We start from the raw sequence: 12,056 nt of genomic DNA, 5'->3' as shown, positions 1-12,056 counted from the left end.
TGGTGAACCAGGATCAGAAGATCGCCGGCAACGACATCAAGCTGGGTATCCCGACTAAGATCCCGAGCGGCTCGGGTAACAAGGTTAAGCCGACAAGCCCTTTGCCTCAGGAGACACCACCGGTCGTAACAAAGACTCCTGTAGTAACGCCCAAGACCTATCCAAAAGGCATTGCGTGGGAAATTGATATGTCTCCCCCAAAACCACCCAAAACCTATCCAAAAGGTATTGCGTGGGAGATTGATATGAGCCCGCCTAAGCTGGAGGTCGTGGGGACGAAGATGAAACTTAACCCTCAACCAGTGAAGCCAACTGTAAAACCAGTAGTGAAGCCTGTGAAACCTGTGACACCGATAGATCTGGACGTCGTGGATTCGACGATCAAGCCGCCGGCTGTGCCAGCGAAGCCTGGTCCAAGCAGAGGTCGTAACTTTGACTCGGTAGAATTTAACGAAGTTAAAAAGGCGATGAGTGCCGTCAACGTCAACGATAAAGCGGGATTGGCTAAACTCCAGAAAAATCCAATCAAGATTAATCTAGACAATAAAGGTTATCTGGATGCCAATGGCAAGCCAAGGGCGCCAATCGTCATTAGCAAACCGAGCGATATGGAAAAATTGCATGGCCAGGTGATTTACACCGGTGCACGGAATAAAGGGCTCGAACTGCCGAAAGGCGTGGGTGAGTCGACAAAACTTTATCTGGACGTTAAAAAAGAAAACGGCAAATACTCTGTGAAATATCAATCGAAGCCGCCGTCGGGTCCGGTAGCCAACAACGACGCTCCGACTTTTAAAGCTTCACCAGCACCGAAATCCACGTATAAGACACCGGTGTTCGGATCTAACGCAAGTGGCAGCGCCGCCAAGCCGGGGACAGTAACAGCTAAGAATAACATTCAGGCTAAGCCTGCGAAAACCACTCCAAAGCGGACAGCGAAAGTGGCACCGTTGGCGGACAATAGTGGTTCTACACAGGCACCGCAGCCGTCTAAGGCGACGAATCCGAAGCGGACCGCTAAGGTAGCGCCGATGCCGGACAATAGCGTTGCGTCGCCGCATGATTCGGCTTCTATTGCAAAGAATGGCGGGATGAAAAATCACCCATCCAAGGGGGTATTTGATGATTTTGACGGAAAGTCAACAACCGGGGGCGTTCCCAAAAACTTTGTAGAAGCGGCACGTCAAGATACGGGGGAGCTCAATGGATTGACTTCCCAGAAAGCAACTATGTTATAAAACGTGAGGTAGCAGCTGGTCCGGTGTTTATACTAAACAAAAAATCTGCTGACTCTCCAGCAGAATCAGTGACAACACATACGGATCTATCTACAGCATCAAAAACAGACACATCCTAGATTCATTAGTGATGTGACAGCTTATTGATAAGCACCATTGCACGCGACAACTAGCGCGGTGAGTCTGTGGGGAGCTCACAGATTCGCCGCGTTTTAATTGGAATTTTAGTGCGCCATGTGCTTGCCTAATGCACAAGTGCGTACCGCACGGCTTTTCGTAACTTGCACTAGGATTTGTTATGCTCGACTATATTGCTTTAGGGTTGTTATGTTTTGTTGGCATAGTGTTGTTTTATGGGATAATCGTATTGCACGACATCCCCTACGACATTGCCAAACATCGTAATCACCCTCATCAAGATGCCATTCATGCTACCGGCTGGGTTAGCCTCTTCACCTTGCATGTGCTTTGGCCGTTTTTATGGATTTGGGCCACTCTCTACAGAGAGGATCGTGGGTGGGGTTTCAGTAATAATGCCTCCTTACAAAACCATGTTTTGAATTTAGAGCTTCAAGTCAACGCTCTCCATCAACGGCTTGCTCAACTTGAGGAGGTTTCACAACTGGAGACCACTCCAGCCGCTGTCAATTCGACCATGAGTGATTAACATGGATCTGCTGCTCGTTCTTATTTATTCGGCCTTTTGCGTGGCCGTGTTCAAGATTTTTCGCATTCCGCTGACCAAATGGACAGTACCCACCGCCGTTTTAGGCGGTATCGTCCTCATCGGTAGTTTGATTTTCACCATGAACTATAACCACCCTTATTCGGAAGTGACGCGCTCGTATTATGTCTCCATTCCGATCGTGCCCGTGGTTACGGGTCAAGTCATCGAAGTCCCCGTCCAGACCAACCGACCGCTAAAAAAAGGCGATGTGCTGTTTCGCCTTGACCCTGTGCCGTTCGCAAATCGACTCAAATCAATCAAGGCTCAATTAGTTTCGGCGCAAAGCGATCTTTATCGCATTAAAGCAATGACCAAACACGGCTTTAGCAATGAGCACGAATTGGATACGGCTACAGCGCGCGTTGAAGATTTGAGCGCACAGCTTGATACGGCGCAATATGAACTGGACCATACGATTATTCGCGCCCCGGCCAATGGGTTTGTTACCCAAATGTCACTGCGTCCCGGAATGATCGCCACGCGTGTTCCATTACGACCGTTGATGGTATTTATACCGGATGAAGATTATTTCCTCACGGCCTGGATGCGCCAAAATAGCCTGTTACGCTTGACCGTAGGCAGCGATGCGGAAGTCGCCTTTGATGGTCTACCAGGTAAGGTCTTTCAAGGTAAGGTCAAAAATGTGCTGACCGTCATTGGCGAAGGTCAAGTCCAAGCATCAAGTACCTTGGTTAGTTCTCCCGGGGCTACCCCACCGGGTCGCGTCCCGGTGGTTATCGAAATTACCGACCCTGCGTTCACCTCCTATCGCAAACAAATGCCAGGGGGCGCTTACGGTCAGGCCGCTTTATACAGCGAGCATTTCCATCATGTCGCAGTGATGCGTAAGATTCTTCTGAGAATGGCCTCTTGGATGAATTATCTTTTTCCTTTCCATTGATCTTGGCAGTAGCCTGCTTGGCAGCATAATTGTAGGGGGCCAAAGCCGGCCTTGGTTTTGGTGACGTGCACAGGCAGGGGTGAGCTCACTACGCATAATCGGCGTACGCTGCGCAAACGCCCTGTAGGAATGTGGTGCCGTAATACCCCCTTTGGTTAGAAACTAGGGTTGGTGAACATAAGGTCGCTAGCGTCACTTAGGTATTTGGATAGCAATAGGTGAAGGATTTCCCTACAGGCAGGCTCTTCGTAAAAAGGCCTAATTAAAACACGTCAACGACTCAGCTGTCGGGCGTATCGGCAGCCCCGTGCTCGTTATCTGAGTCAGATCACTTTTTCGTGTAGTTTTGGCACCCCATTTCGAAGAGTCTAAATAAGCGCCGGACCCGGTGCGGTGGAGCCATGTGTTTATGACCAATGCGAATTGGCCGGCGAGCACGGGTGCACCACACGGAGTGAATTCACGCAAAGGGAGTGTGATTTGGCCAGAATATTGATTGCAGACGATCATGCCGTGGTTCGAATGGCGGTACGCCTGTTACTTGAAAAGGGTGGACATGAAGTAGTGGCAGAAGCGTCGTGCGGACTGGAGACGGTTAGGCTCGCACGCCAATTGACACCGGACCTGGTGATCCTAGACATAGACCTGCCAAGGCTAGACGGCTTTGGTGTATTGCAGCGGCTACGTTCCGAATCCGATCGCATGAAGGTCATCGTATTTTCGTGCCTGGATTTGGGGCGATACGCCATTCGGTGCTCCAGAGCCGGCGCACACGCATTTGTGTCCAAGGACGGTGATTTACCCGAGTTGTTGAGCGCCGTTCAGATTGTTCTCGCTGGATATACCCTTTTTCCAACCACAGATTTTTCTTCGGTTGATACCTCTTCACGCTTGGCCTCCGAAGAGATGTTAATGAAGTCTCTGTCTGACCGAGAGTTGACGGTACTACGTCAATTGGCCAGTGGGCGGCGCGTCAAGGACATCGCCCAGGAGCTGATGCTCAGCGAAAAGACCGCCAGCACGTACAAAGCTCGGCTCATTATCAAATTGCAAGTCGCTAACTTTCTCGAGTTGGTTGACTTTGCTCGGCGTAATCGGGTGATTTGATTTTTGCTCACCCGATCACTGTGGCAACCTAGTAATTTTTTTGCTTGCAAATAGCGCCTTGCTGCAAACATTGCGGCACGGCGCTCCTCCCTTGCGTCGTGAGATAGCTTACGAGTGTCAGACAGGCGATCTACGGTAAGCTTCAAGCCACCTCCAGGACCCATTCGGCGGCTCGCTCAGCAATCATGATTGAAGCCGCATTGGTGTTGCCACCGATGAGCGTGGGCATGATAGAGGCATCCACAACCCTTAGCCCGTGAAGGCCATGAACACGCAATTGATGGTCCACCACTGCGTCCTCGCCTTGGCCCATGCGACAGGTGCCCACGGGGTGATAGATGGAATCGGTCCGCCGTCGGAGCAGATTGATTAATTGCTCGTCGCTGCCGGGATCAATGCGGTGCATATTCTGCAGACCAAAGCGGGCCAAGGCCGGCTGCTCAATGATTTCTCGCGCCATGCGATACCCCTTGAGCAATGTTTGCACATCGTCTTCGTGCCCCAAAAAGTTGGGATCAATACGGGGCGCAGCGCTCGGATCGGCCGATAACAGACCCACGCTACCGACACTCTTCGGCCGTAACACACAAACGTGGCAGCTAAAGCCATGCCCCCAATGCAGCTTACGGTTATGGTCGTCGAGCATGCTGACAACGGAATGCATCTGGATGTCAGGGCGGGCCAAAGCCGCGTCGGTTTTCAGGAAAGCGCCACCTTCAGCAAAATTGCTCGCCAGTGGACCACGCTGGTGCATCCAATACTGGGCCGCAGCCGCAGCTATTTTGACGCCACCTGCAACGGAATACCCGATCAGTGAGTTGTCAGTGGCTTTGTAGCAGAGCACCAGGTCCGGATGGTCTTGCAAATTCTGGCCGACACCGGGCAATTCGTGCAGCACCGGAATACCTTGTGGCTTAAGCTCGGCATGCGCACCAATGCCCGAGAGCATCAATAATTGCGGACTACCAAACGCACCGGCACTGAGCAACACCTCTTTGCGTGCCTTCAGGATATTGGTGCGATCTTTATAGCGGATCTGCACTCCGGTGGCCTGTTTGCCTTCCAGCACAATGCGCTCTGCGTGGGTACCGGTGAGCACGGTAAGGTTGTGACGTGAGTCGCGCACCGGTGCTAAGAAGGCGCTGGCCGTACTCCAACGTCGACCATCGCGGATGGTCACATCGTACGCGCCAATCCCTTCTTGGTTGAGTCCGTTGAAGTCGCTGTTGTAGCGATGGCCTGCCTGTTGTCCTGCTTCAATAAAGGCCTGTGTGGCCGGATGCACGTCGTTCTGGCCGACATGCAGCTCACCGTCCGCACCGTGAAAATTGCAGGCTCCGCGGTGATTCGCCTCACTTTTGCGAAAGTAGGGCAACACGTTAGCAAAGGACCAACCGGCATTGCCCAGCGCGCCCCAGTCGTCATAGTCACTGTGATGACCACGGATGTACACCATGCCGTTGATCGAACTACTACCGCCCAACACTTTGCCCCGTGGTTGATAGCCGATACGCCCGCCCAAACCGCGTTGTGGGACGGTGTCATACGCCCAGTTAACATGACGAGTGGGAAGAATGACCGCCACACCGGCGGGCATGTGGACCAAGGGTGAGCGGTCTTGGGGGCCCACTTCCAGCAGGCAAACGGAAATGCTGGGGTCAGCACTAAGACGGTTGGCCAGCACGCACCCGGCCGAACCGGCGCCAACGATGATGTAGTCAAATTCCATAAAATGGCTTCCAAGGAGTGGGTTGTCGCCCTGGATTTTTCGCGATGCCCATGACATAAGCTTGACCTTTGCCGACAGAAAATTGATCTTGGCCGACATGGACGCTTTTATTCGAACGACCTCCTTCTGCGGCTTTCATGAACTTGTGACCAAGCTGGGTGGTAACCCCGCGCAGATGCTGCAGCGCTTTCACATCCAATCCCAATTCCTTCAGGAAGCGGACGCCACAGTGCCCCTACGCTCATTGGTCGAACTATTGGAGTACGCGGCTCGTGAATTGAACTGCTCCGACTTCGGCCTGCGCATGGCGGAATATCAGAATTTACAAGTGCTTGGGCCGATTGCCGTGATGGCTCGCAATTCGGCGAGCGTAGAACATGCGTTAAGAGATATTGTGCGCTTTATTGGTTACCACAGTTCGGGCATTGAACTCGACCTGGATTTGAGTCTCGCTCAGTCTCCACGCCTTATCATTGGCCTTCGGTTGCCCAGTCTATTGCCACAACGGCAAATGCTGGAGTTGGCCATGGGGGTGGCATACAAGGCGATGAAACTGCTATGTGGCACCCACTTTAGGGCTCAGGCAGTCTTATTGTGCGCGGTCAGCGGACTGCCAACGGCGCACTACCGCCGCTATTTCAAGACCGAAGTGTGTACGGGACAAAGCTGCAATGCGCTGGTGATGACCCAGCAGCAGTTGAATCAGGGGATCGAAGCGCAGGACCCAAACGTACACCGAACACTGGTGCAATATTTTGAACACGTCCATGGCCACAGCACCGTTGATTTGATTGGTCGAGTGCACCGTGTGGTGTCGCGTCTGCTACCGACCCAACAGTGTCGCTTGCCCATTATTGCCCAGCACCTGGGTATTCACGAGCGCGCCCTGCAACGCCAACTTGCCGAGCGTCAGCAACGATTTGACCAGATACTCGATAAGATCCGGCGTGAGCGCGCCGATTACTATTTAAAGGAGCAGAGTATCCCGATCTCGCAAATTGCCGGAATGCTCGGCTATAGCGAGCAAAGCGTGTTCAATCGCGCTTCCCGCCGCTGGTTTGCGGCGACGCCTGGCGAACGGAGGCGTCAATTATTGGCATTGCCGCTTCTGTCCAATGACTGATCGAAAGGGACCTCAAGCGAGTGAGCCCCAGCGACGTCCTTGTGCGCTGGCGGCGCGGTTTCCCAGTGCGCCGCGACTCAGCCTGCAGCAGGCGGAATACGCGGCGTGCCTAGCTTATTGCTTAGTGCCAGGTACCAGTTCAAACGCCGGCGTAAACGGCGTGATGGCATCCATTATTTTCAGATGTTGCCGATCGCCTTCCACTTGCGCCTTGCCGTCTGCGACAAGCTGCTGAAAGCTGGACTTGTTGGCCATTAAGGCTTCGAGCGCCGATCGATCGACAGTAATGCTCAGGTCTGGATTTTTAGCTTGCTGCCCTTTGATGCTGGTTAAGGTCGAATTGCTCAACTCAACGACAAACTGCTCACCGTTGTCGGGCGTTTTAAGATTCAAAACAAAGTGTTTGTCTGCGACTTTACTGCCGTCCAAGCGGATACCTAGGTCTTCAAGCCACAACTCCGTGCTCATGGCGCGGATAATGTCAGGACCGGTGGAGTTTGGCGGTACCCCCTCAGGCATGCCGTGGCGTAATTCATAGGCCGCCGCAAGGAAGCTGTTGCGCACTCCGGCGCTTTCCTTCTGATAACCGACTTGTTCGTAGACGTCCGCCAACAAATCTTTGGCCTGGCTATTTTTCGGTTCGGCGTACACCAATTTATTCAAAATCTCATAGGCTTCGCGGTATTTACCCTGATCGAACAAGCTTTGGCCCTTGACCAGAATCTTTTGGGCGCCGCCCATCATCTCGACATACAGCGGCGCTGAATCCTTGGGGGACAGCGGCATCAGCGTCGCCGGATTGGCATCCCAGTAACCCAAGTAGCGATTGATCACAGCGCGACTGTTGTGTTCTTCCGAACCGTGGTAGCTATGGGTTGCCCAGTTGTTTTTCAAACTTTCCGGCAACTTGTAGACGTTGTGGATTTCATTGATGGTTACGCCCTGATTGGCGGCATGTAGCACGGCATTGTTCAGGTTGGCATACGCATCGCGCTGGGCGCGCATGACTTCCTGAATCCGTTCGCTGCCCCAGCGCGGCCAACTATGCGCGGCGAACATAACCTCAGCCTGTTGTCCGTAACGATACAAGGCATTGTTGATGTTCTTCGACCACACCAGTGGATCGCGAACCAAGGCGCCGCGAAGGGTGTAGATGTTGTGAATGGTGCCGGTAATATTCTCGGCGGCCCAGAATGCCTTAAATTGCGGGAACCAGGTGTTCATCTCGGCGGGCGCTTCGGTACCTGGCGTGTTTTGGAACTCCATTTGCACACCATCAATGGTCATATTCTCAAAATCTTTGTCGATATACCGGTTGGGTTCGATCAACCCCATATCGCCGATGGCGGTATTTTTACCAATTGCCATATCGACGTGCCCGTAAGGGCTATGCGGCAGCAACATGCCGTATTGGAAGAACGCACGTCGGTTCATGGCGGTGCCTGCATAGACGTTCTCGGCTACCGCATGCTCCATAAACCCTTTGGGGGCAATCACAGCCACTTTTCCACTGCGCACATCGGCCTCGTCGACCAAGCCGCGAATGCCACCGAAGTGATCAGCATGAGAATGGGAAAATACGACGGCAACCACTGGACGCTTGCCCAGCTGCTCATTAACGAAGGCCAAGGCGGCTCTGGCTGTTTCCTTCGACGTCAGGGTATCGAAAATGATCCAACCCGTATCGCCTTTGATAAAGGTGATGTTCGCCAAGTCAAAACCGCGGACTTGGTAGATTTTGCCGGGCACTACCTCATATAGCCCATAGGCCATATTGAGGACAGCTTGACGCTGAAGCGAAGGGTTGATGCTGTCGTAATCTTTTCCGTCTAGGAGAAAATCATAACTGCCCATATTCCAGGCAACGTTCCCGGCATCGGCCATGATCTGTTTATAAGGTGGAGCTGCAATAAACCCTTTTTTAGCCTCTGCCAGGTCTCTTTGGTCAGCAAAGGGCAGAGACTGTCGCGCTGCATTTTGCAATTCGATGGTGTAGGACGAAGGTGCTTTACCTTTGCTGTCGAAGTGCACATTCGGAGTCGAGGTCGAGTCACCACTACTAGCCGTGGTGTCGGCAGCGAAGACAGCAGGGCAGAGGCCACTGCCAAAAGTCATTACCAAAGCTATTTTGAGGGTCTTGCTAAACATGAGTTTTCCTTTGCCAAAAATCTGCTAGAAGCGTCAGCCTGCCGTTTGCGCGGGTATCAACATCGGCAACTTGACCTTGCAGCAGATTATTAACATACTCATTTTATAACGAGAAATTCTAAATTCCCCATAATGAATAACATAAAGGTTATGAGATGACGCCTTGGCGCCTCCGTCAATTTTTAGCGCTGATTGAATATGCCCATTTTGGCCGAGCCGCTAAGGCTTTGGGCGTTTCTCAGCCCGCGCTGAGTAAAAGCCTCCAATTACTCGAGCGTGAGCTTGGAGTCATCTTGTTCGACCGACGCCGGGAAGGCATTAGGTTGACTGCGTTTGGCGAACTACTTCGAGAGAAAAGCCAGCATCTCTTGATGGCAGAAGAAGATTTGCGACGTGATCTTGCCTTGCTCGCGCGGGGCGGAAATGGCTCGCTCAAGGTAGCGCTTGGTCCGTATTCAAGCATCACCAGTGGTTTTGCTAGCATTGCCCGATTGCATGCCTGCCATCCACAAATAAAAATCACCGCGCATGTGAGCGGCTGGGCCGATGTGGCGCATCAAGTTGCTACCGGAGAGGTTGATTTAGGAATTGCCGAGATCAGCGCATTACGCGGGAGAGAGGAGTTCGCCTGCGAACTGGTGGGTGAGCACGTGGGCCGATTATTTTGTCGCCCCGGGCATCCATTGCTTGCACAGCGCTTGTCTATGAACGTGGCGCAAACACTCGATTATCCTTGGGTAGCGTCGCGCATTCCGCTGCGACTAGCTTCGCATTTGTTGCCGGCTACCCTGGGCTGTGCCGGTGTTTACGATGTGGCAAATGGGGATTTCGTGCCGGCGATTGAGATCAACGTACCAATGCAAATGAAGGCCTTCGTCGAGAACAGCAATGCTTTGGCGTTGGGTTACCTGTCGACCTTTGAGCAGGAGTTAGTGGCCGGTGAAATCGTCGCCTTACCTCTTCAAGATCTGACGCTGAAGACTCATTATGGCTTCATCCATCTTAAAGAGCGGTCGTTGCCGCCTGCGGTCCACCTGTACATGAAGGAAGTGCGGACGATGGAAGAACAGATCGGTCAACGTGAGCGCCATTTGGCCCATTTAATGGGGCTGCCAAGTGATACTCCGTAACGCCCTTAGGCCAATAGCCAAATAGAAACGCCAGACATCGCTGCGGACCTCACCTGTTCCGTTCTCTGGATGACTATCGTCCTGCCCCTCCTGTAGTGAGCCATTGGCCGCGGAGGATGTCACTCATTGCGCAGGCGACAAACCAGCTAGCAACTTCAGTAATTCCTTACAGCTCCGCCAATGTCCTGACTCTTAGACTGACACATCTTGAGCCTCCCACCGGACTTGCAGCAGAGCCGAGGTTCCTTTGAACGACAATGGGACCACCTGGGCCTATTGCAGGATCCTTCTGCTGCTGGAGTAACATGATGCAGACCATTACTACCAGGCCAGTGCGCAAAACTGTTCGAGCCTTTCCCTCGCAAAAGACACTATCAGCGAGCACGAGTTTCCAGCAGGGCGTCTGCCCGCCTTATGAGGAGCGAATCGAATATTGGTTGGAATATTTCCAACAACTCCAACAAGGACCCGCTGTACTGTTAAAGATGGATTTGGACGGCCTTCTTGAACACGAAGTGCGAGCTCGCTACATCCGCAATGATGAGACTTCGCGTCACGCCCTCGAACGACAGGTCCGTAAATTGACTGCCATGCAGCGCGCACTTGTGGCCCTGGGCAACGACAAATTGGCGCCTTTTCTTAATGATGTACTCCGACAGCTCGTACAGATCGTAACTGATTCAACCCTGATGGCATTGAGGAATGACTAATGGCGATCAATCATTCAGTTGCACGCTCATACAACGAGCGGCCTGACTATTGGCAACAATGGTTCTCCACCCTGGCCAAGGATCCTAATGGGTTGGCCGTCTGGCGGGTCATTTTTGAAGACGTAGACGTCTGTGAGTATAAAGTTGAGCCTAACGAGAGCCAACGACATGCAAGACGGCGCCACCAACGCAAACTTAAAGCCATGCAAATCGCCTTGGCCGAGCTGCAAGCACCAGAATTTGAAAGCGTGATGAAAAACATACGCCACCATCTCTGGCAATAAACGTGGTATACAACATAAGCGCCAGGCGCATCTGCCTGCAGTATTGACATCAACGTTTGTCTTCAAGACTTGAGCATGCCGCCACTGAACTGGCGCTAACATGCAATTAGAAAGCCTATGTAGAAAATCGGTTCGCTGGTGAGCATCCCATCCTGCACACTCACTCCGACCGGTAAGTCTACTGCACTGACTTCTTCAGTTCGGTGTCAGGACCGCAGAGGGGAAGCACTTGACGTGTTATCCCCTCGAATTCTGCATGCTTCACCTTATCAAGAGATGCCCACGGCCGGTGATCTTCAACTGGAGGCCGACTTTCGTGAGCACTGGCTAACCGTATCAAAAATCTCAAATGCTGGCAGAGGGGCCTCCCACCGAGTAAAGATTTTCAACGGACAGTTGTTACGGCTGAAGTTGTCAAGATCGATGAAAAAAAGCTCATTGTCCTTGCGGTAGAACTCGAGCATTGTTGCCTGTGCCTTCGATGTACACGCTCATACCCTTACTCAATGCCGGATTGATCGGCTGAGTAATCGAAACCAACACACCGCTAGTAACCCGTACGATGATCTGCTGGGCCTCTTGTGGCTGATCGTACTTTTTCTTCTCGACATAGTTGCCGCCTGCTGCCCCCGCAAGTGCGCCGGCAACCATGGCGACATCCCGTCCGGTACCACGTCCAATCAGGCTGCCAATCCCAAGCCCGCCCAGACCACCGAGCACGGCACCAACGCCACTATCATGATTGGTCTGCATTTGGGTCAGCATTATTTGCTCGATCTTCCCTGAGCGTATTTGCACTTCACCCGCACCGCCTTCGGTGGAGCCTACGGTGGAACAGGCTGTGGTAAGGACGGTCAATGCAGTGATCATCAGCCAAGACAGAATCATTTTCATCATTACGCACCTCTTGCTAGGACGTCAGTGGTCATACCGGTTTGTTGCGTTCTTTCATGAATTTG

General features: G+C 52.6%; 10 protein-coding genes and 1 pseudogene. 8 read left to right on the top strand and 3 right to left on the bottom strand.

The genetic code is table 11. The features are described from left to right. The 4 genes and pseudogenes from D8V06_RS30645 to D8V06_RS00735 form a co-directional block, all read left to right on the top strand. Positions 1-1,238: pseudogene (locus D8V06_RS30645) on the top strand (hypothetical protein); the annotation flags it as partial. Between the two features lie 298 nt (positions 1,239-1,536). Next, positions 1,537-1,905 carry a DUF3302 domain-containing protein gene (locus D8V06_RS00745; protein WP_130904920.1) on the top strand — a complete coding sequence of 123 codons (369 nt, stop codon included), beginning with the start codon at positions 1,537-1,539 and terminating at the stop codon, positions 1,903-1,905. Between the two features lies 1 nt (position 1,906). After that, positions 1,907-2,866, top strand: a complete 960-nt coding sequence (locus D8V06_RS00740; RefSeq protein WP_130904919.1) for an HlyD family secretion protein — start codon at positions 1,907-1,909, stop codon at positions 2,864-2,866. Positions 2,867-3,346: 480 nt separating this feature from the next. Further along, entirely contained in the window at positions 3,347-3,973 is a 627-nt protein-coding gene (locus D8V06_RS00735; RefSeq protein WP_130904918.1) for a response regulator transcription factor, read from the top strand. A 142-nt stretch (positions 3,974-4,115) separates the two neighbouring features. On the opposite strand, the gene D8V06_RS00730 is transcribed toward D8V06_RS00735, so the two are convergent. Next, positions 4,116-5,702: a choline dehydrogenase gene (locus D8V06_RS00730; RefSeq protein ID WP_130904931.1), complete on the bottom strand. Its 1,587-nt coding sequence runs from the start codon at positions 5,700-5,702 to the stop codon at positions 4,116-4,118. Between the two features lie 61 nt (positions 5,703-5,763). On the opposite strand from D8V06_RS00730, the gene D8V06_RS00725 reads away from it, so the two are divergent. Beyond that, positions 5,764-6,825 (top strand): AraC family transcriptional regulator, encoded by a 1,062-nt coding sequence (locus D8V06_RS00725; RefSeq protein ID WP_241667750.1) that lies wholly within the window; start codon positions 5,764-5,766, stop codon positions 6,823-6,825. A 114-nt stretch (positions 6,826-6,939) separates the two neighbouring features. Here D8V06_RS00725 and D8V06_RS00720 read toward each other — a convergent pair whose 3' ends face one another. After that, positions 6,940-8,973 (bottom strand): alkyl sulfatase dimerization domain-containing protein, encoded by a 2,034-nt coding sequence (locus D8V06_RS00720; RefSeq protein ID WP_130904917.1) that lies wholly within the window; start codon positions 8,971-8,973, stop codon positions 6,940-6,942. A gap of 155 nt (positions 8,974-9,128) precedes the next feature. Between D8V06_RS00720 and D8V06_RS00715 the strand changes: the two genes are divergently transcribed. The 3 genes from D8V06_RS00715 (at position 9,129) to D8V06_RS00705 (ending at position 11,097) form a co-directional block, all read left to right on the top strand. Beyond that, positions 9,129-10,103 (top strand): LysR family transcriptional regulator, encoded by a 975-nt coding sequence (locus tag D8V06_RS00715; protein ID WP_130904916.1) that lies wholly within the window; start codon positions 9,129-9,131, stop codon positions 10,101-10,103. 305 nt (positions 10,104-10,408) lie between these two features. Then, positions 10,409-10,813, top strand: a complete 405-nt coding sequence (locus D8V06_RS00710; RefSeq protein ID WP_130904915.1) for a hypothetical protein — start codon at positions 10,409-10,411, stop codon at positions 10,811-10,813. Next, positions 10,813-11,097, top strand: coding sequence for a hypothetical protein (locus D8V06_RS00705; RefSeq protein WP_130904914.1), 285 nt, complete (start codon positions 10,813-10,815; stop codon positions 11,095-11,097). The genes D8V06_RS00710 and D8V06_RS00705 overlap by 1 nt, the downstream gene beginning before the upstream one ends. A gap of 435 nt (positions 11,098-11,532) precedes the next feature. Here D8V06_RS00705 and D8V06_RS00700 read toward each other — a convergent pair whose 3' ends face one another. Further along, positions 11,533-11,991 carry a glycine zipper 2TM domain-containing protein gene (locus D8V06_RS00700; RefSeq protein WP_130904913.1) on the bottom strand — a complete coding sequence of 153 codons (459 nt, stop codon included), beginning with the start codon at positions 11,989-11,991 and terminating at the stop codon, positions 11,533-11,535. Positions 11,992-12,056: the final 65 nt, after the last annotated feature.

This window comes from Pseudomonas sp. Sample_24 (genome assembly GCF_004307605.1).
Lineage (GTDB): Bacteria > Pseudomonadota > Gammaproteobacteria > Pseudomonadales > Pseudomonadaceae > Aquipseudomonas.
Note: the sequence above shows the minus strand (reverse complement) of the source record. Positions and strands in the feature narration are given on the sequence as shown.

Bases quoted from the DNA above. Each gene is read 5' to 3' on its own strand.
- D8V06_RS00745 (WP_130904920.1), top strand. From the start codon at position 1,537: ATGCTCGACTATATTGCTTTAGGGTTGTTATGTTTTGTTGGCATAGTG.
- D8V06_RS00740 (WP_130904919.1), top strand. From the start codon at position 1,907: ATGGATCTGCTGCTCGTTCTTATTTATTCGGCCTTTTGCGTGGCCGTG.
- D8V06_RS00730 (WP_130904931.1), bottom strand. From the start codon at position 5,702: ATGGAATTTGACTACATCATCGTTGGCGCCGGTTCGGCCGGGTGCGTG.
- D8V06_RS00720 (WP_130904917.1), bottom strand. From the start codon at position 8,973: ATGTTTAGCAAGACCCTCAAAATAGCTTTGGTAATGACTTTTGGCAGT.
- D8V06_RS00715 (WP_130904916.1), top strand. From the start codon at position 9,129: ATGACGCCTTGGCGCCTCCGTCAATTTTTAGCGCTGATTGAATATGCC.
- D8V06_RS00710 (WP_130904915.1), top strand. From the start codon at position 10,409: ATGATGCAGACCATTACTACCAGGCCAGTGCGCAAAACTGTTCGAGCC.
- D8V06_RS00705 (WP_130904914.1), top strand. From the start codon at position 10,813: ATGGCGATCAATCATTCAGTTGCACGCTCATACAACGAGCGGCCTGAC.
- D8V06_RS00700 (WP_130904913.1), bottom strand. From the start codon at position 11,991: ATGAAAATGATTCTGTCTTGGCTGATGATCACTGCATTGACCGTCCTT.